The organism is Streptomyces sp. YIM 130001, assembly GCF_003574445.1.
Classification (GTDB): domain Bacteria; phylum Actinomycetota; class Actinomycetes; order Streptomycetales; family Streptomycetaceae; genus Streptomyces.
Window position 1 is genome coordinate 14,790 of record NZ_KZ984559.1, and the last position, 21,323, is coordinate 36,112.

The window sequence follows — 21,323 nt, forward strand, 5'->3', positions numbered from 1 at the left end:
GCACGAGTCATTGACCGGTTCCCGGGCGAACTACACGTCACATGCCCCTCGAGAGGAGGATCAGGCCGGGGCGTGCCGCCAACAGGACCTTGCCAAAAGTGAGTTCAGTGCCTCGCCGGTCCCTCGACCACGGCCCACGGGCCGGGACACGGCCCCCTTGCCGACCACCCGCAGGAGCCCGGTAGGACGGCCCCCGGGTCGAACGGATACATTGCGCGCGTCGACAGTCCGGTCACTCGAAGGAGGGGAAGCGTGACCGACGCCAGCGACGCCCGACCCGCGGACGGTTCGGCGCACGCGCCCCGAGGGAGCCGACTGCGCCGCCTGATGCGCTACATCCCTGCGATCGCCCCCGTCCTGCTGTGGGCCGCCCCTTGCTGGGTCCTGCTGCACGCGGGCCAGCACTGGCCGATGCCCGTGACGCTGGGCGGCACCGCCCTGTTCGCCCTCTGCCTGTTCGGTATGCCGCTCGCGATGATGCGCGGCCACGGCCGCCGGCAGCAGGACCGAGCGGCGATCGTCGGGGACACCCTCCTCGGAGCGGGCTGGGTGCTGTTCACCTGGTCCGTCCTGCTCGGCATCCTGCTGCGTCTCGCCCTGGCCGTGGCCGGGGTCGGCGACGGGCAGGACCGGGCGCGTATCGTCACCTGGGCGATCGTCGGCGTAGCCGCCGTACTGCTCATCTGGGGGTACGCCGAGGCCCGCCGGGTGCCGCGGGTGCGCCAACTCGATGTGGAACTCCCGCGCCTGCAGGCCGAGTTGGACGGCACCCGCGTCGTCCTCATCACCGATACGCACTACGGCCCGCTCGACCGCGCCCGCTGGTCGGCGCGGGTCTGCGAGACCGTGAACGGCCTGGAGGCCGATCTGGTCTGCCACACCGGAGACATCGCGGACGGCACAGCCGAACGCCGTCGCGCCCAGGCCGCTCCGCTCGGCACCGTGCGAGCCACTCGGGCCCTGGTCTACGTCACCGGAAACCACGAGTACTACAGCGAGGCGCAGGGCTGGGTCGACCTGATGAACGAGCTGGGCTGGGAGCCGCTGCGCAACCGCCACCTGCTGCTCGAACGCGGCGGCGCCACCCTGGTGGTCGCCGGAGTGGACGACGTCACCGCGGAGTCCTCCGGCCTGGCCGGCCACCGGGCCGATCTCGCCGGAGCCCTGGACGGCGCCGATCCCGACCTGCCGGTCCTACTCCTGGCCCACCAGCCCAAGTTCGTCGACCAGGCAGCCGCGGGCGGTGTCGACCTTCAGCTCTCCGGCCACACCCACGGGGGCCAGATCTGGCCGTTCCATCACCTCGTGCGCCTCGACCAGCCCGCCGTCGCCGGCCTCAGCCGGCACGGCGATCGCACGCTTCTCTACACGAGCCGCGGCACCGGTTTCTGGGGCCCGCCGTTCCGCGTCTTCGCCCCCAGCGAGATCACCCTGCTCGTACTCCGCTCCCCGCAGCCGGCCCCCTCGGGATGAAGCGTCCCGGCAGTAATGGGCACCGGCCCCGCACAAGGCGTCCCGTACATGCCAAAAAGAATATAATTGCACTCCGTGCACTGCTTGCCTAAGGTGTAACCCCGTGGGCAAAACACCAGTCGGCAGCATAGGTTCGGCACCGAGCGGACCCGACCTCCGGGAGCGTCGCCGTACGGCGACCAGCCGAGAGATCACCAGCGTGACCCTTGATCTGGTCCTGGAGCACGGACTGGCCGGGGTCACCGTCGAGGACATCGCCGAGGCGGCGGGCATTTCACGGCGCACCTTCTTCAACTACTTCCCGTCCAAGAAGGCGGCAGTGATCCCCGGGCCGGGACCGCTGTCCGAGGAGGCGGTGGAGAGGTTCCTCGCGGACGCGGAGACACCGGTACTGGAGGGATTGCAGACACTCCTCACCGAGCATCTCCTCGCCTGGTCCGAGACGCGCGATGTCATGCCACGAACGCACCAGGTCCTGCTGGCGAACCCCGAGCTGATCCCGGTCATGCACGAACGGGTCGCGGCCTTCGAGTCCGCGCTCGTCGACGTGGTCGCACGCCGCATGGGCACATCGGCGGACGACAACGGTCCGCAGGTAGCGACAGCGGTCGCCGGAACGCTGGTTCGCCTGACGGTGACGCAAGGTCAGGCCGGGTGTCTACAGGCAGCGAGCCCAGAGTTCTCCACCGAGGACTTCGACCGCCTCTTCGCCACCCTGCGAGGCCTCTGCGTCGCGTGACCCACGCCCCCACCATCGATCCCGGCTCACGCTCCCCCTTCCCGCCACGGCCCGCCCGGGACCGGCCACCTGCCCCGCGGAGAGCGGAGAGGGGAATCACATGACCGTCGGCAAGACCCCTGGGTCAGTCCCACAGGTCCACGCGATCCACGCGATCCACGAACCCAACCACCTCTTCCTGGAGATTCACCTATGACCGCCGCCGCACCCCCCTCACCGGGGGCCGACGACAAGCTCGACGCCGGGACACTCAAGATCGCCGGCGTTGTCGTCATCGGCATGCTCATGGCCATTCTCGACATCACTGTCGTGAGCATCGCCCTGCCGACCTTCCAGTCGGAATTCTCGGCCAGCTACTCCACCGTCGCGTGGACCATGACCGGCTACACCCTCGCCCTCGCCACGGTCATCCCGATCACCGGCTGGGCAGCCGACCGGTTCGGTACCAAGCGCCTCTACCTGCTCGCCCTGGTGCTGTTCGTCGCAGGCTCCGTGCTCTGCAGCATGGCCTGGGACATCAGCTCACTCATCGGCTTCCGGGTCCTTCAGGGCCTGGGCGGCGGCATGTTGATGCCGCTCGGCATGACGATCATGACCCGTGTCGCCGGGCCCGCCCGGATCGGCCGTCTGATGGCCGTACTGGGTGTCCCGATGCTGCTCGGCCCGATCGGCGGCCCGATCCTCGGCGGCTGGCTCATCGAGAGCCACAGCTGGCACTGGATCTTCCTCATCAACGTTCCGGTCGGCATCATCGCGCTGCTCACCGCGATCAAGATCCTGCCCAAGGACGACCCGTCCCCGAGCCAGTCGTTCGACGTGGTCGGCATGCTGCTGATGTCCCCCGGACTCGCGCTGTTCCTGTTCGGCGTCTCGTCGATCCCTGACGAAGGCACCTTCCTGGCGACGAAGGTCATGGTCCCCATGGCCATCGGTGCCGTCCTCATCGCGTTCTTCGTCCGGCACGCGTTCAAGCCCGAGCACCCGCTCATCGACCTGCGCCTGTTCAAGAACCGGCAGCTGAGCGTGGCGGTCGGCACCATGTTCCTGTTCGCCGTCGCGTTCTTCGGCGCGATGCTGCTGATCCCCACGTACTTCCTTCAGGTGCGCGGCGAGAGCACGCTCCAGGCCGGTCTGCTCATGGCCCCGCAGGGACTGGGCGCGATGCTGACCATGCCGATCGCCGGCCGGCTCGTGGACAAGACCGGTGCCGGGCGCATCGTGCTCGTCGGGCTCGTCGGCATCGCTGTCGGCATGGGCTTCCTCACCCAGATCGGGGCGGAGACTTCGTACCCGATCCTGCTCGGCGCACTGTTCGTGATGGGCATGGGCATGGGCGCCACCATGATGCCGATGATGACGGCCGCGCTGCAGACTCTCACCGACGAGATGATCGCGCGGGGCTCCACCCTCATGAACATCGTCCAGCAGGTGGCGAGCTCGGTCGGTACGGCGGTCATGTCCGTGGTGCTGACCAACCAGCTCACCAGCTCCGACCTGGCCGGCCCCGCGATCGCCGCCCAGGAGAACGAGAAGATCGCCGCCCAGCTCCCGCCGGGTGCGATGGCGAAGGGTCTGTCCGAGGCGGCTTCCGGCTTCTCGACGACCTTCACCGTGGCATTCCTGCTGATCCTGGTGACCTTCGTCGGAGGCTTCCTGCTGCCGCGGCACAAGACACCGACCAAGCTCGACGGCGACAGCAGCCGTGGGCCCGTGATGATGCACTGACACTCGTCGGGTCGTCCGACGACGCGCACGCCCGCCTCTGTTCCACCGGCCATCCGGTGGAACAGAGGCGGGCACATTTTTGGGCTCCTGCCGGACGGTATCCGGCAGTTCACCCCCTCCCCCAAATTATTGAACGTGTTCAAAATGTGAGTGTATGCTGGCACCGAACCAGGCCGAGGGGGACCGATGAAGGTAGTACTGCCCGGGGGAACCGGACAGGTGGGCCGGATTCTCGACCGTGCGCTGACAGCGGCCGGTCACGAGGTCACGGTGGTGACACGACATCCGGTGCAGGAGCACGAAGTCGGATGGGACGGGACCACCCTCGGCGACTGGGCCACCGCGATCGACGGCTGCGACGCCGTGATCAACCTGGCCGGACGGAGCGTCTCCTGCCGGTACACCACCGAGAACCTGCAGGCCATGATGGACTCCCGGGTCGATTCGGCACGAGTGGTCGGCGAGGCGATCGCCGTCGCCGCCCAACCACCGCGCGTCTGGCTGCAGATGAGTACGGCCACGATCTACGCCCACCGTTTCGACGCCGCGCACGACGAGGCGACCGGGGTGATCGGCGGGACGGAGCCCGGCGTGCCGGACTACTGGGCCTACAGCGTCGACATCGCGAAGAACTGGGAGCGTGCGCAGGCCGAGGCCTCGACCCCCGGGACACGCAAGGTGGCACTGCGTTCGGCGATGGTGATGAGCCCGGACCGTGGCGGCGTGTTCAGCGTACTGTCGCGGCTGGCGCGACTCGGGCTGGGCGGGCCGGTGGGCGGCGGCGCACAGTACGTCTCCTGGATCCACGACGAGGACTTCGTACGAGCCGTCGAGTTCCTGATCGCCCGGGACGAATTCGACGGGCCGGTGAACCTGGCCTCGCCCGGGCCTCTGCCGCAGCGCGACCTCATGCGGGCGCTCCGGTCGGCCTGGGGCGTCCCCGTCGGACTGCCGGCGACTCGTTGGATGGCCGAGGTGGGAGCGTTCGCCCTGCGCTCGGACACCGAACTGCTCCTCAAGAGCCGTCGCGTGGTGCCGGGGCGGCTGAGTGCGGCAGGGTTCACGTTCGCCCACCCCGACTGGGAGACGGCCGCAGAGTCCCTTGTGCGGCGGGCCCGAGACCTCCGTGCGGCACCGCGCCGGACTCCTGGACAGAGCAGCCACACGGTGTAGCCGACCGGGGAGCCCGGTGGACTAACCCATGGCGCCCGGGCGCCACGACGTCAGCCCGTCCGTCGGGGTCCGGGCGTGCCAGGCACGGAACTCGTCGTAGGTGCGGACGCCGTGGTCCAGGACCGACTGATAGACCCACACCCCCTGCGCCGCCTCGCCGCGTGCCGCCGCGCCCTCCTTGACTGCGAGGACGGCGTCTCGTGTCGAGTCGCCCAGGGCGGCGCGCACCGGGGCCACCAGGTCCGCGGCGCGGGGCCCGGGGTGGTCGTCGGGGAGCCACCACATGTCGATCTTCCAGGTCTCGTCGGGCGTGAACTCGTAGTCCAGTCGCCAGTACAGGCCGCGGTCGGCCAGGTCGAGCGCCTTGCTGAAGCGCAGGGCGCGCACTCCGGGCAGCTGCGCGCAGGCAACGAGCGCGCCGAAGCCTTCGGCGACGGACGGGGCGGGCGAGTAGATCTCCATGTCGATGTCGGGCTCCACCACCAGGTCCAGCGCGACCGATCCGACGAGTACGGGTGAGCCGAGCGGGCGCCATCGGTCGAACAGGCCGAGCCGGTCGAGGATCGTGTGCGCGGTGGCGCGGCGCACACGGGCGCGATCCTGGCGTGCCTCCGGGGTGTCCATCGGTGGATCGTAAGCCGTACGTGTACGGCCACGCACACGTACGGCACTCCGGAGGACGTCAACTTCCCGGTGCGGGAAGGGAGTTCAGGAGTTATACCCGCGGTGCACCGTCACGCGGTCCAGTCGGGGTTCCGGCCCAGGTACTTCAGGAGTTCCGCGATCGCGTCGTCGTCCGGCGCAGCCGGTACCACCGGGGCGAAGGCGAACGCCCGCAGTGGCTCGACGAACTGGCGGGCCGCGTCGAGCAGTTCGGCTGCGAGTTCGGCGGTCAGGGGCGATGACTGTCCGGTGGCGACGGCGATGTCCCAAGCGTGTACGGCGGCGTCCAGGGCGCACACGTGCGCGCCGAGAGCTGCGGGCATCTTGTTGGGCGGCAGCGGGACCGTCACGTCCACAGCGTCCTCGGGTACGCGGGACCACGCCGTGGCAGCCGTACGCACCGCCGCCTCGGCGACCGCGACCGGTTCGCCGCCCAGCTTTCCCGAAGGGGCGAACGGGTCCTCGTCAGGACCCGTTCCCTCGCCCAGGAACGCGGCGTAGCCGAGCTGGTCACCTGCCGCATGCTGCAGCACTTGGGCGGCATTCCACTCGCTGCACGGCGTGTGCCGGTCCCAGTCGCCCGGCGCCACACCGCTGACGGCGGCGAGCAGAGCCTCGTGGGCCTGGGCGAGGACTGGCCAGCTGGTGGATGCGGTCACGGTGCCACCTCTCGCGATTACGGACACGACTCGCAGCACCTTACAGAGCCACGAGGCCTGGACACCTGGCCATTTGGGGCTGCCCTCGACGCACCGCGTGTGTTGTGTTGTCCCGGCTCAAGAGGGGCCACAGCGAGGGCACTTAGAGATGACCTCGCTGTGCTACCGCCGCGAGGGCTCGGCCGGCTCCGCCGGTCTCGGTCCGCCCACGGGCCCCGGTTTCAGGATCCGCCACCCGACGAGGCGGCGATGATGGCGGCACGGGTCCGGCGGACCGCCTGGCGTACTACGGGCTCGATCCACTGGCCTTCCGAGACCTCGTCCATCCGCTTGTTGACCTGCTTGCGGTCCGCGTCGGGGAACGCCTTGCCCCGCAAACGCGCGGCGTGCAGTACGGACACCAGGGCGGCCGTGCGCTCGTCCGGTTCCGCGCCGCCGAGTACGACTGCCGACAGTCGTTCACGCACCTCGCGCTCGGCGGAACCATCGGCTTCCGGATACCGCGTGAGGGGCAGCAGTCCGAGAACGCGGCTCGTCCGCTTCTTCAGCGCACCGCGCGCCACCAGCGACTCGAGGGTGCCGTCGACCGCGCCGCGGCGACAGCGGCGCAGGAGCGTCTTGACCTTCACGCCGTCCCGCTCCCCCGCGGCCTTCGCCAGTACGGAGTCAAGGACCGGGACTCCCGACGCGGCCGGGTCGAGGACGCTCACGGTGTCGTCCTCGCGCACCTCGACCCGGTGGTCGAGGGCGAGTTGGACGAGCGCCATGCCGGCGACGGCGTAGTCGATGCCGGGACGGGTCTTGCCGCCGCCGCTCTCGTCGTCGAGGGCGATCAGCATGAACTCTTCCGGCAGTGTCAGCTTCGTCATGACACCCATCTTCCTGCCTCCCGCCGCAGCCAAACTCGCCCCACGGTCCCCCCGAGTACAGCGAAGAGCGGCCGAAGTCCCGTAGTACGACAGGCTTCGGCCGCTCCGGCTGCGCGATCCGCTATCCGCGATCCGCGTCAGTCCTCCTGGACCATCATCTCACCGAGCAGGGACCAGTCGTCCTGGGGCACCTTCACGTTGATGACCCGGGGCGTGGCGACGAGGTGGGGCGGCAGAGTCCGCTGCGCCGCCTTGAAGTGCTCCGAACCGACGTGCGCCGCGCCGGCGTCGTCGTCGCGGAAGGCCTCCACCAGGACGTACTCCGTCGGGTCGTCGAGACTGCGGGACCAGTCGAACCACAGGCATCCGGGCTCGGCGCGCGTCGCGTCGGTGAACTCCTTCACCACCTCGGGCCAGCGGTCGGCGTGCTCGGGGCGGACGCGGAACTTCACGGTGATGAAAATCAAGGGGCCACTTCCTATGTCGTTCGGGGCGGGGTCACGGGGTGAGGATCGCTCGCCCCCGGATCCGGCCGTTCCCGAGATCGTCCAGGGCGTCCTGGAAGCGCTCGAGCGGGTACTTGGCGGTGTGCAGGCGCACGCGGCCCTGCGCGGCGAGAACCATCAGTTCGCACAGGTCATTGTAGGAACCGACGAGGTTGCCGATGAAGTTGATCTCGGCGGAGATGATGTCGATGGTCGGGATGTCGATGTTCTCGCCGTATCCGACCACGTGGTAATCCCCGGCCTGGCGCAGCATGCCGACGCCGTCCTTGGTGGAACCGCCCTCACCGACGAAGTCGATGACCGCCTCCGCGCCCGGCCCGCCGGTGAGTTCGCGTACGCGCTCGACGTGACTGCCGTCCGCGACGACACCCTGGTCCGCCCCGATGGAGACGGCGAGCGCCACCGCGTCGGGGTTGCGGTCGACGACGACGATCTCGGCGGCGGTGATGGCCTTGAGCACCTGGACGCCGATGTGCCCGAGCCCGCCGGCACCGATGACGACGCAGCGGTCGCCGGGCCGCAGGGTGCGGGCCGCCTTCGCCGCGGCGTGGTAAGCCGTGAGTCCCGCGTCGGCCAGGGCCGCCACATCGGCGGGCTCCAGGGAGTCGTCGATCCGGACGACGCTGCGCGCGGAGGTCTTCAGGTACTCGGCGTAGCCGCCGGCGGTGTCGATGCCGGGGAACTGGTTGTTCGCGCAGTGCACGTCGTCACCGGCCCGGCATGCCCGGCACAGTCCGCAGGTGATCAGCGGATGCACGATGACCTTGTCGCCCTCGCGGACGTTGGTGACGGCGCTGCCGACCGCATGCACCCAGCCCGCGTTCTCGTGCCCGATCGTGTAGGGCAACGTCACCCCGGACTTCTGCGCCCACTGCCCCTCGAGAATGTGGATGTCGGTGCGGCACACCCCGGCACCGCCGATCCTGACGATCACGTCGAACGGGCCGGTGGCCTCGGGAGCCGGGACCTCGGCCAGCTCGAGGTTCTTGCCGTAGCCCACGACCTGGACTGCTTTCACGAGACGTTCTCCTTCGGCGGGGCGGTGAGGTGGAGGAGCTTTCCCGCGGGCACCGGATCCGCCTCCTGTGCGGGGTCCGCGGCTCGCGGTGTCTGGTCCGCCGCGGACTGCGGATAGCGGGTACGGAGCAGGCCTCGGCAGAAGTGCGCGTTGCCGTCGATCGACACCCGGACCGCGCGGGCGAAGCGCAGCCGGAGCGGGATCTCTCCCGGCGGATAGCGTCGTCCATCCTCGTCCACCAGGACCGGGTCGGACGGTGCCACGCCGAGGCCGAGAGCCTCCCGTCGTCGCAGCAGTGCGCCGGACTCCCGCGAGTCGGGCAGGTCACCGACCACGACGTCCTGGAGCGATTCCTCGGTGAGGTCCGGTTTCTCGCGCAGCACGCGCGCCAGCACCCGCTCCATCGCCGCGGCGTGGGCCTTGCGGCGGAACGTCAGCCGGAGTGCGTCGAGGTCCTTCTCGGCCTCGGCCCCGAACGTCCCGCGGTAGCCCGCGTCCGCCGCGAGTCCGCGGTTGATCATGTCGGAGTCGTGGTGGTCGTCGAGGAGCACCACGACGTCGCGGGTCCAGGGCAGCGCGGTCAGGACGTCCTTGGAGTCGGAGGCCATCAGGTACGCGAAATTCGGCGAGCAGAACGAGGTCGGCAGCCTGAGGCGGACGGTGAGCGCTCCGTCGGGGGTGACGGTCACGGACAGCACGAAGCCGAGGTCGGTGATCGGTTCGTCCAACTCCGGGTCGTAGACCGCGTCGAGCGCCGCGCGGGCGGACTCCTCCCGCCAGCAGGCGGCCATCTCAGGCCACCGCCGGTTCGGCGACGCCGAGGCCGGCCGGCACCTCGATGTCGTACATGGCGGCCGCGTTCAGGCCGAGGATCTTCTTCTTCTGCGCCGTGGTGATCGGCGCGTACTCGGTCATGTCCTCGGGGATCTGGAAGTCGACGAACCGCTCGACGAGCCAACGCGGCGTCCACAGCGCGTAGTCGCTGGAGAACTGGATACGGTCCTCGTCCAGCCAGTACAGGAGTTCACCGATGATCTGGGCGAAGTAGCGCGGCCGGCTGTGGATGAAGGGCATCGCGACCGCGAGCCCCGCGTGCACGTTGGGCTCCTGCGTGGCGATCCAGCAGAAGTCCTCGAGCCGGGGCAGGCCGCAGTGCTCGACGACGAAGTTCATCTCGGGGAACTGTGTGGCCGCCTTGTCGACGTCCGCCACGTCGAACGCGTCCCGGTCGAGCGGCCGGATCGTCGGCCCCTTGTGGACGTGGATGTTGTTGATCCCGAGGTTCTGGCACTCCTCGAGGTAGCGGTACGTCCACGGGTCGTCGAGCTTGTAGCCTCGGCTGTCGCCCTTCCACTCGGCGGTGTAGAGCTTCGCGCCCTTGAGCTGGAACCGCTCGGCGTCGCGCCGCAGTTGGTCGAGTCCCTTCTGCTCGTACCGGGGATCCCAGGAGTGGTTGTACGTCAGCTTGTCCGGGTGCTGCCGCGCGAGCGCGAAGGATTCCTCGGTCTGCCCGAACCCGTTGCGGTAGAACGCTCCCAGCCGTGCGGGCTGGAAGATCGCGTGGTCGACGTAGCCGTCGGTGAAGAGGTCCTTCATCAGCCGCTCACCGCCGTAGTAGAGGTACTCCTCGTACGGCCACAGCTCGGACTCCGGACTCAGGTTGCGGTGGTAGTCGTAGAAGCAGTCGATGAACTGCTTGCCGTGGATGTTGAGTTGGTTCTCGGGGCGCGCGTCCCAGAGCGCGATGTGCGCGTCCACGATGAAGTAGTTCTCGCCGTCCTTGGAATACATCTCTCTCCTCAGTTCGCGATGGGGTGCTGCCGGGGACGCCTCGCGTCAGGAGAACTGGATGCCGCCGTCGATCATGACGGACTGGCCCGTCATGTAGTCCGAGTCGGGCGAGGCCAGGTAGGAGACGAAGGACGCGACGTCGGCGGGCTCCTCGACCCGGCCGAGCGCGATGGCCTCGGCGTACTTCTTGATGGCCCGGCCCTTGTCCAGGCCCTCCTCCTCGGCGAGGCGCTCGTCGATGAGGTCCCACATGTCGGTGCCGACGATGCCCGGGCAGTACGCGTTGACAGTGATGCCGTGCTTCGCCCACTCCATGGCCGCGGCCTGGGTCAGGCCGCGTACGCCCCACTTCGACGCCGAGTAGGTGCCGAGCAGCGCGAACGGCCGGTAGGCGACGATCGAGGCGGCACCGATGATCTTGCCGCCACCGCCCTGGGCGATCATCTGGCGTGCCGCGGCCTGGTAGGAGAGGAAGACACCGCGCAGGTTCACGGCCATGATCTGCTCGAACTCGTCGAGTCCGGTCTCGAGGAGCGGAGTGACCCTCGCGATACCGGCGTTGGCCACATACACGTCGACCTTGCCGAAGTGACCGGCCACTTCGGCGACCAGCGCGTCGGTCTGCTCCTTGCTGCTCGCGTCGGCGTGCACGGCGAGGGCGCGGCGTCCCTTCTTCTCGATGCCGGCTGCTACCTGCTTCAGTTCCTCGCCCATGCCGGGGAGGTCGGCGACGGCCACATCGAGTCCGTCGTCGGCCAGCCGCTCCGCGATGCTGCGGCCGATGCCACGGGCGGCGCCGGTGACGATCGCGGTACGGGCTGCGTTGTCGGCGGAAGTCATAGCTGCTCCTGTGCTCGACGGTTGGCTACCGCATCCTTCGTGCGGCGCTGTTCATCAGCGTGGGGGCGCGGAGTGCCGTCGAGTTTTTCAATGTGGAACACGGCCGGCGCACCGCCGGTCACGTCACGGCAATTACGCGGACAAGTCCCGGCCAACCACCCGTTGACAGGTACAAACGCGTTCGTAATATGGCGGAAACACGCCCCATCGGAGACGCCATGCTCAGTGACAGCCCGGAGCGGGACCGGACCATTGCACGAGCGCGCCTGCAGTTCCTGGCGAATGCGGACCCACCTGCGCCGATCGTGCCGGAGGGCATCCGTAACTCCTGGCAGCGGTCCAAGTATCTGGGGATCGGCACGGACGAGGTGGTCGTTCCCTATCAGCCGGACTACGACCGTGAAAGCCGTCTGGTCCGCGCCTCGACTCCGGTTCTCGACCGCCTCGAGCAGACCCTCGCGGGTTCGGACGCGTGTGTGATCGTGACGGACCGGAAGGGCTGGGTCCGCGACCGCCGCGTCGGGGAGAAGCGGCTCTCCGCGCACCTGGACCGCGTCCACCTGGCGCCCGGCTTCAACTACGCCGAACAGTTCGTCGGGACGAACGGCATCGGGGTCGCCCTCGAGGAGCGCCGGCCCAACGTGGTCCTCGGCACCGAGCACTTCAACGAACGCCTGCAGAACGTCTCTTGCGCCGCCGCCCCGATCCGCAACTCGGTCACCGGGCGGGTCGAGGGGGCGATGAACCTGACCTGCTGGAACGGTCCGGCGCGCACCCTGATGGCCGCCCTGGTGCAGGAAGCGGCCGGCGACATCGAGCGGGTGATGTACGAGTTCAGCAGCTCGCACCAGCGCGCGCTGCTCGAAGCGTTCCAGCAGGTGACCCATTACGGTGACCGGCTGGTGCTCTGCCTCGGCCAGGACCTCGTACTCGCCAACTCCGCCGCCTCGTCGAGGCTCACCGGTGACGATCACCGGCTGCTGCACGAGGCCGCCGCCGACCTCGGGCACGCGCCGCGCACGCGCCGGCAGGTGCAACTGTCGCGCGGGGAAACGGTGTTGATGCGCTGCCGGCAGATCGACAGCTCCGCGGGTGCGGCCGGGTACCTCCTCGAACTGTCCTTCGCGGACCGCCCCGCCGAGAAGGACCGCCCTCGTGCCGTTTCCGGCTCCCGCGAGGAGCAGGACGCGAACCGGCCGTGGCCGCTGCCGGGACTGGCCGGGACGGACCCGGCATGGAACACCGTCTCCCGTACGGTGTCGCGCTGCGCCCGCGAGCGGACGCCGCTCCTGCTGCACGGCGAGACGGGCACGGGGAAAGCGGCTCTGGCCGGTGCCGCGCACGCGCTGACCGGCGCGGCGTCGGCTCCGGCCCTCGTGGACGCGCTGGACCCACGTCCCGCCGATGTGGAGACCGACCTGCCGACCGCTCTGAGCGAGGCTCCCGCAGGCCCCGGCCGTGCCCTGGTCCTGCGGAACGTCGACGCCGTGACTGCCGAGCAGGCTCCAGCCGTAGCCCAGGCACTGGATGCGGCGGCGGCACAGGGCACGTGGATCGTGGGCACACTCCATCGCGCTCCGGGCGTACCGGAGCCCCTGCGGCACTGTTTCATCGAGGCGGCAGCCGTACCGGCCCTGCGGCACCGCCTCGCGGATCTTCCGGTCCTGGTCGACTGTCTGCTGCAGCGCATCGGCGCGGACGTCGAATGCGCGCCCGAGGTGTTGCCCTTGCTGCGCAGGCACGACTGGCCGGGCAATATCCGCCAACTGAACTTCGCCCTGCGGGAGGCGGCCGCGGGCCGGCGCACCTATCGCATCGAGCTGCGCGATCTGCCGCCGTCCCTGCACAGCGCCGGCAGCCGGTCGTTGAGCGCCTGGGAAGCGTCCGAGCGCGACACTCTGGTCCAGGCTCTCCTCGAGGTGGACGGCAACAAGCTCCTCGCGGCGCAGCGGCTCGGCATCTCCCGTACGACGATCTACCGCAAGATGCGGGCCTACGGCATCACGCTTCCCACGCGTTCCTGAGCCGGGCCGAGCTGCGGAGGAGTGCTTCTACGCCTGGGTCGGCAGCGTGAGGATCTCGGCCCCGTCGTCGGTGATGGCGATGGTGTGCTCACTGTGCGCCGTGCGGCAGCCCGTCACGCTGCGGAGCGTCCATCCGTCGGCGTCGGTGACGAGTTGAGCGGTGTCCTCCATGACCCACGGCTCCAGGGCCAGCAGCAGGCCGGGGCGGAGTGTGTAACCACGGCCGGGGCGGCCGGTGTTGGCCACGTGCGGGTCCTGGTGCATGGTCGATCCGATGCCGTGCCCGCCGAACTCCGTGTTGATCTTGTATCCCGCCTCGCCGAGGACTGTGCCGATGGCGTGCGAGAGGTCGCCGATGCGGGCTCCGGGCCCGGCGGCGGCGATCCCTGCGGCCAGTGCGCGTTCCGTCACCTCGATCAGCGCGACGCTCTGCGCCGGTCGCGCCTCGCCCACGATGAAACTGATGGCCGAGTCCGCGGCGACTCCGCCTCGGGAGACGGCGAGGTCGAGGGTGAGCAGGTCGCCGTCGGCGAGCTTGTAGTCGTGCGGCAGGCCGTGCAGTACCGCGTCGTTGACGGCGGTGCAGACGTAGTGGCCGAACGGGCCGCGCCCGAAGGACGGTGCGTAGTCGACGTAGCAGGACTGGGCTCCCGCTTCGAGGATCATTTCCTTGGTCCATCGGTCGATGTCCAGCAGGTTCGTGCCGACCGCGCTGCGGGCCCTGAGCGTCTGCAGGATGTCGGCCACCAGGGCGCCCGTGTCCTTCGCGCGGGCGAGAAGGGTGGAGTTCAGGATCTCGATCATGCGGTGCATCTCCCATGCTTCCAATAACTATCCCGGGATGACTATACCGGTACTACAATTGGCGCCATGGTCAGGTTGCCGCTCACCCCCGCAGAGGTCGAACGTGGACAGCGCCTCGGCGCGCTCCTGCGCCGAGCCAGGGGAAATCGCTCGATGCTCGACGTCGCACTCGACGCCAACGTCTCGCCGGAGACGCTCCGGAAGATCGAGTCGGGACGTGTGGCCACCCCGGCCTTCCCGACCATCGCGGCGATCGCCGACGTACTCGACCTGTCCCTCGATGCGGTATGGGCCGAGATCAGCCTGCCCGAACGCGACGCCCGGCGGACCGACATCGAGCGCACCGGCCGCGAACGCCTGCCCGCCTGACCGAGCGACCCCCGGGCCGGCAGGGCCGCGTCAGCCTGCTTCGGTCGCCCTGCGGACGCAGTCGCGGAGCAGGGCGCGACGCTGCTCATGCACGTCGGCCGGCTCCTCGCCCGTCGCGGCGTAGACGTTGCTGACCGGCGACCAGGCCATGGACATGGCGATGACCATGGCCATGATGTCGAACGGGTCGCCCTCACGGACCCGCCCCGCGGCCTGCGCGTCGGCGATCGCCGCGAGCTTGCGCTCGTCGTAACGCTCACGGGTGTCGACAAGGTGCCCGGCCGGCCGGCGCTCCAGGCGCGTCCAGGTGGCGAGCCTGATGAGGTCCGGGCGGCGCAGGTATTCGTCGTAGAGGCGCACAGCCCAGTCCGACAGATCATCGGCGTCGATGGGGACGACGTTGGTGATGCGGTCCAGCGAGCTCCGGAAGATCGCGTCGAAGAGCTGCTCCTTGTCGCCGAAGTAGGCATAGAGCTGCGCCTTGTTGGTGCGCGCGGCCTTCACGATGCGCTCGACCCGCGCTCCGGCGATGCCGTACTGGGCGAACTCCTCGGTGGCGGCTTCCACGACGCGCTGATAGGTCGCGGCGCCTCGCGAGGTCTGGGGCTGCTCCGGCATGCACCGACCTTACCAACAGAACAGTTGGTTTGCTTTGGCGGGTCGTCGTGCTTACTCTCAAATAGACCGAACAGTTTGTCTAGGAGGCTTCCTGTGCGAACGACCACCGGCTTGCGTGCGACCGGCACGGGCACGCTGCGGCGCACCCCCCTGGAGCGCCGCGACCTGCGCCCGGACGACGTCGCGGTGCGGATCGACTACTGCGGCGTGTGCCATACCGACCTGCACTCCCTGCGCGCCCACGACGAGAGCGCACCGACTCCTCTGGTCCCCGGCCACGAGTTCACCGGTGTGGTGACCGAGACCGGCGCCGAGGTGACCGGCTTCTCGGCCGGCGACCGTGTCGCGGTCGGCAACATCGTCGACTCCTGCGGCGCCTGCGCCATGTGCAAGGCGGGGCAGGAGAACTTCTGCTACTCCTTCCCGACCCTCACCTACGGCGGCACCGACCGGCAGGACGGGTCGACCACCCTGGGCGGCTACTCCCGCGAGTACGTCGTACGCGACGCCTTCGCCTACCCCCTCCCTCACGGTCTGGATCCGGCCGCGGCGGCCCCGCTGCTGTGCGCCGGAGTCACTGTCTGGGAGCCGCTGCGCGCGCTCGGCGTGGGCCCGCAGACCCGCGTCGCCGTGGCCGGACTCGGCGGTCTCGGCCATCTCGCGGTGAAGATGGCCGTGGCGCTCGGGGCGACCACCACGGTCATCAGCCGTACGCAGGACAAGCGCGACGACGCCGAGCGGCTCGGCGCTCACGGCCTCGTCGTCTCCACGGACGCGGAGCAGATGGCCGCGGCGCGCGACTCCTTCGACGTCGTCATCGACACCGTCTCCGCGCCGCATGAACTCGCCCCGTATCTGCAGCTGGTGGCGATGGACGGCACACTCTGCCTGGTCGGGTACCTGGGCACCGTCACCGTCGAGGCCATGGACCTGCTCGCCGGACGCAAGAGGCTGAGCTCCGCCGGCAGCGGCGGCCGGCCGGCGACCGCGGAGATGCTGCGGTTCTGCGCCGAGCACGGCATCACCGCCGACGTCGAGGTACTCCCCTCCTCGCAGGTGGACACCGCCCTCGACCGGCTCGGTCGCAACGATGTCCGCTACCGCTTCGTACTGGACATGTCCGACCTGGACTGAGCCCCGGACGGCCGGACGGCCGCTCCACGCGTGGTCCTTCCGTGGGCAACGGATCGCCGCCCGGCGTGCTCCTGCTCGGGCCGGCGGCCCGCTCGGTACCGTCCGCGCGCATGGACACCCTGATCTTCGGCGGCTTGCTGGCCACGTGGCTGGTCCTCTACCGCCGGCGCAGCCGGAACGTACTGCTCGTCGTCTGGTGGGTCGTGTTCGCGGCCACGCTGGTGCTGCTCTCGCACCACATCACCAGCAGCCTGGGGCTGGGGCTGAATTACTGATGGCCACCGTGACCGCACCGCTCAGGGAGACCGAGGCCTCCGGAGCACTCGGCAAGGTCCAGTACTGGTTCGCCTGCCTGTTCGCCGCCGGCTGGACGGCAATCGTCTGTGCCGGGCTCGGCGTGCAGTTCATCAGCTGGGACTATCCCTGCCCGCTGTGCATGATCCAGCGGATGTTCATGCTGCTGGCCGCGCTCGGTGCCGGAGTGATCGTGCGCAAGGGCATGACCGGCAGCCTCGCGGGCCGCGACTACATGATGGGCTGGGGACTCGCCCTGGTCGCCTGCATCGGTGGTGGCTTCACCTCCTGGCGGCAGACCATGCTGCACATCCTGCCGGGCGACAAGGGCTACGGCAGTCCGGTCCTCGGTCTGCACATGTACGTGTGGGCGTGGATCCTGTTCATGGCCTCGGTGGTGGCCATCGGCGTCGTCATGGCGCTGGCCCATCGCACGGCCGGTTCGAGTATCCCTGAGTCGGCGGTGTACCGGACGCTGGGGCGGGTCGTCCTCTGGTTCATCGGCCTGGTCATCGCCGTGAACATGGTGGCGGTCTTCTTCGAGGAGGGCTTCCACTGGTTCCTGCCCGACGACCCCGCGCGCTACGAGTTCTTCTATCAGGTGGGGATTCTGGACTGACCACCCCCAGGAGGGCGGCAGTTGAGCGGGCGCACCGTCAACTGCGCCCTCCGTGACTCGTCACTGCGCTGCGTTGAGCCTGAAGTGGAAGATGCCCCAGGTGATGTGCTCTTTGCGACCACCGTCGACCCAGTGGTCGAGGCCCTTCTTCATCTGCGTGAGGTAGTCGTGGCTGACCTTGCGGGCCAGTCCTTCCGCCTCCTGCCGCTCGGTCTCCTTCAGGACGCGGGCGTAGTGGGCCACCAACTGCTCGCGGTGCTCCTCGAACCCGCCGTCCACGGCCGAGAAACCGAGCCGGGTCAGCTCACGCGTGTAGAAGGCGGGTGACCCCATGCCGTCGAGGTGGATGCGGTCCAGGATGGGCTGCAGCACACCATTGGGACAGTCGTCCGCGGCCATGGGGTCGGTGAAGATGACGTGGCCTCCGGGGCGCAGGACCCGGGCTATCTCCTCGAGGACCTGGACGCGGTTCCCACTGTGCAGGAAGGCGTCCTGGGACCAGACGACGTCGACGGAGTCGTCCGGGTAGGGGATGTCCTCGAAGGATCCGTCCACGACCTCGATGCGGTCGCTGAGACCGCTCGCCGAGTTCAGCTCCGCGTGCCGCCGGTTCTCCACCTCGCTGAGGTTCAGAGCGAGGACCCGGCTCCCGTACGTCCCGGCCAGGTACCGCGCCGAACCGCCGTATCCCGAGCCGAGGTCGAGCACCACGGAACCGGGTTCGAGGTCCAGCTTCCCGGCCATCCGCTCGACGGTCCGGCGACTGGCGTCCGCGATGGGTTCCTCGGCGCTCTCGTACAGGCCGATGTGGATGTCCTCACCGCCCCACACGGCGGCGTAGAACGTGTCGGCGTCCGACGAGTTGTAGTAACTGCGGGCGGTGCCGACCGCACCGGTGTACCGCCCCTCGGTGTCGTCGCCGATCCGGTACTCCTTCTCCGCCACGTGCACGAAGAAGTCCGGCTGCTCACCCCGGTAGGTGTGCTGGAAGTCGCCGTAGGTCTCGATGTGCTGGAAGCCCACGTCGGACATCAGGGTACGGACGTAGTCCTTGCGCAGCGGGAACATGTTGAGGTGGTACACGGATTCGTCGGGGAACTCGTACCGCATGCGGCACAGGCCCTCGTCGACGTACTCCGGCGCCACGCTGACGTCCTCGCCGCAGTAGTAGTACGTGTGCTTGCTGGTGTATCCGTCGTCCAGGATCGTGTCGTAATTGCGTTGATCCAGGATGAGGATTCCGTCGTGCTTCAGCATGGCGTAGAACTCGGCGAGCGCCTTGCGCCGGTCACGCTCCGAGAAGAGGTGCGTGAAGGAGTTGCCGAGGCAGACGATGGCGTCGTACTCGCCGTGGACGTCCCGGTTGAGCCAGCGCCAGTCGGCCTGGACCACACGGAGAATGTGGTCGCCCTGCTTCACACCGTTCTCGAACGCCATGGCCAGCATGTCCGCGCTGCCGTCCGCACTCACGGTCTCGAATCCGGCCGAAAGCAGCCGCACGGAATGGAATCCGGTTCCCGTGGCGACGTCGAGAACGCTCTTCACCCCCCACTTGCGCAGCAGGTCGATGAAGAAGTTCCCTTCGCTCTCCGCTCTCTTTTCCCAGTCGATGAGGGAGTCCCATTTCTCGACGAAACTGGGGACGTATTCCTCGGTGTAGTGCCCGGTCTCTCGTACTTCAACGGGGTTGTCGCCGAACTCTTGGGCCGGTTGCACGGTAAGGGGGACCCTTCAGTTGTGGGTGTGTTGCCCGGTCGCGACAGTCCCGCACGGCTCCGGCGCGAGGCCTCGGCAGCATGCGGTCTGAGCGCATGGTTATCCAGGGAACACCCGTTCCATGCCTCCAATCGTCGTATACATATGCGGAGTTGAGGCGAATCGCCGCTCTGGCCAGCGCCTTTGAGGCCCGAGATTCTTCCGCGTGCCGAGAACCCCCCATCTCCCCATATAGACACCGAAGTCGGGTCTCAGTGCCGGTGCATGGTCGCCAGTGCCTCGACGAGAACCTTCGGGTCGTGGCGCCCCTTGTAGACCGCCGGGGGCTGCCGGTCGAGGCCGAGCAGACCGGCGACGGCGGTCCATGCGGTGCGTACCGAGTACTCGACGGTGAAGACGACGTCCTCGGGGACTTCCGCGTACTGCCCGATGAATGCCAGGTTCGTCGATCCCTCGGGCACGACCTGCGGTCGGTCGCCCGCGCTGCGGACCAGGAACTGACTGGTGATGTACGGCATCAGGGCGGGGATCACGATCGATCGGTCCAGGATCTGCGGCCCTTCCTCGAAGTGCAGATGCCGCAGTACTTCGTCGAGGATCTCCCGGCCGGTGCATTCACGCATCGGCTTGCGCACGAAGTCGCCCTGCTTGTCGGGGAAGAGGGCATAGCCCCACCAGACGTAGGTGTCCTCCGGCTGCTCGTGGAAATGCGGCTGGTGGTTGAGCACGATGGTGAGCAGCCAGCTGGAGTCCTTGAAGGTGATGAGGCCCCCCTTGCCGGCTTCGCTGCCGCTGAATTGCTCCATCAACTCGAAGAAGGTGGGGTCTTTTGGTGGTCACCGTGAAGGATTCCCAGGTCGAGTCGTCCACCGAGGTGTTGAAGACGGCCGGATCGCCGAGCCGTCCCGGCCGTTTCGCCGCGAGGGTTTCCCAGAGTTTCCAGGAGCCGCTGCTTTTCGAGGTGTCGAGTACGGGTGCGGCGTCGGTGGAGCCGAGGGTCGAGTCGGCGGTCATCGAGCCGTTGGTGACGAGGACGAGATCGTCCGGGCCGAGCTCGACCTCCTCGCTGTGTCCACCGCGCGTCCAGGTGATCCCTTCGACGGTGAGCGCGTCACCGTCCGCCAGCCGCAGGTCGGTTACGGACGTGCCGAGTCGGACGGTGACGCCCTGGGCGTCGAGCCAGCTCACCAGCGGGCGCACGATCGAGTCGTACTGGTTGAACCGCGTGCGGTAGATCCCCGACATCGCGTCGAAGGTCTTGAACAGGTGGACGAACCGGTTGAGGTAGCGGCGGAATTCGATCGCGCTGTGCCACGGTTCGAAGGCGAAGGTCGTGCACCACATCCACCAGAAGTTCGTCGTGAAGAACTCCGCGCTGAAGCAGTCGACGATGCGCTTGCCGTCGAGGAGCTTCTCGGGTGTGCCCACGCACTTGATCAGTTCCAGGCGGTCGCGCTCGGAGAATCCCATCGAGTGCGCGTCGACCACCTTGCCGGAGGCGTCGACGAGCCGGGCGTGGTCGTCCCAGGCGAAGTCCTCGTGGAAGGCGAAGGTGTCCTCGGTGACGGACTTCGTCGGGTCGTCCAGGGACGGGATCGATCCGAGCAGGTCGTAGGTGCAGTCGAAGTGGATCTCGAACATCCGGCCGCCGCGCATCGTGTAGCCGCTCTCGGGAGACCCCGCGGCGTCCAGGCTGCTGCCCTCGCGGTCCTGCTCCTCGAGGATCGAGATGTCCGGTCCGGCGAAGCGGCCTTCGCGGATCAGGAACGCTGCCGCCGCCAGGGACGCGATCCCGCTGCCCACCAGATACGCCTTCGCCATGAATGCTCTCCTCACTTCGTCGCGCCACCCTGGGCGGGTGGCACACGCGGGGGCTCTTCGACGTACGCCCCTGTCAGCCTCGCGTGCGGTCCCGCACCCGGCAGCGGTACGGGGCCGAACGGATGAGGCGCAGGGCGGCCGGGCCGTACCGGGATCCGTGGCCGGCCGTGGAGCGCGGTGCGCCGTTCTCGGAGAGTGAGACGGTGCGGCAGCCGTCTGCCGTGCGGCGTTCACCTGGGGATACGATCCGGGGACCGGCCACCGTTCCCGGGACTGTGAGGCGTGACGTGACGACATATGGCAGGGCGGTGCCGCGGCGCTGTACCGGCGCGGCGTGCCGCGGCTGACGGAGCTTTCCGCACCGCCGTACCGCCGCCTTCCGCACGGCCTCCCGCCCGGTCGTCCTCTTCCGCACCCGCCCGTTTCGCTGCCCCTTGCTTCCGCTGCCCGTCTCTTCTCCTTGGAGTT

Annotated in this window: 21 protein-coding genes and 1 pseudogene; 9 read left to right on the forward strand and 13 right to left on the reverse strand. The window is 68.8% G+C overall.

All coding sequences use genetic code 11. The features are described from left to right. Window positions 1-252: 252 nt before the first annotated feature. From DSC45_RS21215 to DSC45_RS21230, 4 genes are all read left to right on the forward strand, one after another. Complete coding sequence (locus DSC45_RS21215; RefSeq protein ID WP_119293340.1) at window positions 253-1,473, forward strand: metallophosphoesterase; 1,221 nt, start codon at window positions 253-255, stop codon at window positions 1,471-1,473. Between the two features lie 199 nt (window positions 1,474-1,672). After that, on the forward strand, window positions 1,673-2,212 hold the full coding sequence (locus DSC45_RS21220; protein WP_205571387.1) for a TetR family transcriptional regulator: 540 nt from the start codon (window positions 1,673-1,675) through the stop codon (window positions 2,210-2,212). A gap of 192 nt (window positions 2,213-2,404) precedes the next feature. Beyond that, window positions 2,405-3,937 (forward strand): DHA2 family efflux MFS transporter permease subunit, encoded by a 1,533-nt coding sequence (locus DSC45_RS21225; RefSeq protein WP_119293342.1) that lies wholly within the window; start codon window positions 2,405-2,407, stop codon window positions 3,935-3,937. A gap of 186 nt (window positions 3,938-4,123) precedes the next feature. Further along, on the forward strand, window positions 4,124-5,110 hold the full coding sequence (locus tag DSC45_RS21230) for a TIGR01777 family oxidoreductase (protein WP_119293344.1): 987 nt from the start codon (window positions 4,124-4,126) through the stop codon (window positions 5,108-5,110). A gap of 21 nt (window positions 5,111-5,131) precedes the next feature. Here DSC45_RS21230 and DSC45_RS21235 read toward each other — a convergent pair whose 3' ends face one another. From DSC45_RS21235 to DSC45_RS21270, 8 genes are all read right to left on the reverse strand, one after another. Then, window positions 5,132-5,734, reverse strand: coding sequence for a hypothetical protein (locus DSC45_RS21235; RefSeq protein ID WP_119293346.1), 603 nt, complete (start codon window positions 5,732-5,734; stop codon window positions 5,132-5,134). Between the two features lie 110 nt (window positions 5,735-5,844). Then, on the reverse strand, window positions 5,845-6,432 hold the full coding sequence (locus DSC45_RS21240; protein ID WP_119293348.1) for a TIGR03086 family metal-binding protein: 588 nt from the start codon (window positions 6,430-6,432) through the stop codon (window positions 5,845-5,847). A 221-nt stretch (window positions 6,433-6,653) separates the two neighbouring features. Continuing rightward, entirely contained in the window at window positions 6,654-7,301 is a 648-nt protein-coding gene (locus DSC45_RS21245) for a GOLPH3/VPS74 family protein (RefSeq protein ID WP_119293708.1), read from the reverse strand. A gap of 137 nt (window positions 7,302-7,438) precedes the next feature. Next, the gene (locus DSC45_RS21250; RefSeq protein ID WP_119293350.1) at window positions 7,439-7,768 is read right to left on the reverse strand and encodes a putative quinol monooxygenase; all 330 of its coding nucleotides are present in this window, start codon (window positions 7,766-7,768) and stop codon (window positions 7,439-7,441) included. Window positions 7,769-7,799: 31 nt separating this feature from the next. After that, complete coding sequence (locus DSC45_RS21255) at window positions 7,800-8,825, reverse strand: NAD(P)-dependent alcohol dehydrogenase (protein ID WP_119293352.1); 1,026 nt, start codon at window positions 8,823-8,825, stop codon at window positions 7,800-7,802. Then, on the reverse strand, window positions 8,822-9,616 hold the full coding sequence (locus tag DSC45_RS21260; protein WP_119293354.1) for an iron-sulfur cluster assembly protein: 795 nt from the start codon (window positions 9,614-9,616) through the stop codon (window positions 8,822-8,824). The genes DSC45_RS21255 and DSC45_RS21260 overlap by 4 nt, the downstream gene beginning before the upstream one ends. A 1-nt stretch (window position 9,617) precedes the next feature. Further along, window positions 9,618-10,616, reverse strand: coding sequence for an amidohydrolase family protein (locus DSC45_RS21265; RefSeq protein ID WP_119293356.1), 999 nt, complete (start codon window positions 10,614-10,616; stop codon window positions 9,618-9,620). 45 nt (window positions 10,617-10,661) lie between these two features. After that, the gene (locus tag DSC45_RS21270; RefSeq protein ID WP_119293358.1) at window positions 10,662-11,456 is read right to left on the reverse strand and encodes an acetoin reductase; all 795 of its coding nucleotides are present in this window, start codon (window positions 11,454-11,456) and stop codon (window positions 10,662-10,664) included. Between the two features lie 218 nt (window positions 11,457-11,674). On the opposite strand from DSC45_RS21270, the gene DSC45_RS21275 reads away from it, so the two are divergent. Further along, a complete protein-coding gene (locus DSC45_RS21275; RefSeq protein ID WP_119293360.1) occupies window positions 11,675-13,480 on the forward strand; it encodes a sigma-54-dependent Fis family transcriptional regulator in 1,806 nt (601 codons plus the stop codon). 27 nt (window positions 13,481-13,507) lie between these two features. Here DSC45_RS21275 and map read toward each other — a convergent pair whose 3' ends face one another. Further along, on the reverse strand, window positions 13,508-14,284 hold the full coding sequence (gene map, locus DSC45_RS21280) for a type I methionyl aminopeptidase (protein WP_119293709.1): 777 nt from the start codon (window positions 14,282-14,284) through the stop codon (window positions 13,508-13,510). 66 nt (window positions 14,285-14,350) lie between these two features. Between map and DSC45_RS21285 the strand changes: the two genes are divergently transcribed. After that, window positions 14,351-14,653 carry a helix-turn-helix domain-containing protein gene (locus tag DSC45_RS21285; protein ID WP_119293362.1) on the forward strand — a complete coding sequence of 101 codons (303 nt, stop codon included), beginning with the start codon at window positions 14,351-14,353 and terminating at the stop codon, window positions 14,651-14,653. Window positions 14,654-14,683: 30 nt separating this feature from the next. Here DSC45_RS21285 and DSC45_RS21290 read toward each other — a convergent pair whose 3' ends face one another. After that, window positions 14,684-15,271, reverse strand: coding sequence for a TetR/AcrR family transcriptional regulator (locus DSC45_RS21290; RefSeq protein ID WP_119293364.1), 588 nt, complete (start codon window positions 15,269-15,271; stop codon window positions 14,684-14,686). Between the two features lie 93 nt (window positions 15,272-15,364). On the opposite strand from DSC45_RS21290, the gene DSC45_RS21295 reads away from it, so the two are divergent. Genes DSC45_RS21295 through DSC45_RS21305 form a run of 3 tightly spaced genes read left to right on the forward strand, consistent with a single transcriptional unit; the run spans window position 15,365 to window position 17,318 of the window. Continuing rightward, window positions 15,365-16,405 carry an NAD(P)-dependent alcohol dehydrogenase gene (locus DSC45_RS21295; protein WP_119293366.1) on the forward strand — a complete coding sequence of 347 codons (1,041 nt, stop codon included), beginning with the start codon at window positions 15,365-15,367 and terminating at the stop codon, window positions 16,403-16,405. Between the two features lie 41 nt (window positions 16,406-16,446). After that, window positions 16,447-16,680, forward strand: coding sequence for a DUF5993 family protein (locus DSC45_RS21300; protein WP_162929291.1), 234 nt, complete (start codon window positions 16,447-16,449; stop codon window positions 16,678-16,680). Next, complete coding sequence (locus tag DSC45_RS21305) at window positions 16,680-17,318, forward strand: disulfide bond formation protein B (protein WP_119293370.1); 639 nt, start codon at window positions 16,680-16,682, stop codon at window positions 17,316-17,318. Before DSC45_RS21300 ends, DSC45_RS21305 begins: the two co-directional genes overlap by 1 nt. A 60-nt stretch (window positions 17,319-17,378) precedes the next feature. Here the strand turns inward: DSC45_RS21305 and DSC45_RS21310 are convergent, their stop codons facing one another. The 3 genes and pseudogenes from DSC45_RS21310 to DSC45_RS36465 form a co-directional block, all read right to left on the reverse strand. Then, complete coding sequence (locus DSC45_RS21310; protein WP_119293372.1) at window positions 17,379-19,034, reverse strand: glycine/sarcosine N-methyltransferase; 1,656 nt, start codon at window positions 19,032-19,034, stop codon at window positions 17,379-17,381. Window positions 19,035-19,285: 251 nt separating this feature from the next. Then, window positions 19,286-19,840 carry an oleate hydratase gene (locus DSC45_RS36460; RefSeq protein ID WP_240434765.1) on the reverse strand — a complete coding sequence of 185 codons (555 nt, stop codon included), beginning with the start codon at window positions 19,838-19,840 and terminating at the stop codon, window positions 19,286-19,288. Between the two features lie 19 nt (window positions 19,841-19,859). Continuing rightward, window positions 19,860-21,152: pseudogene (locus DSC45_RS36465) on the reverse strand (oleate hydratase); the annotation flags it as partial. Window positions 21,153-21,323 lie beyond the last annotated feature (171 nt).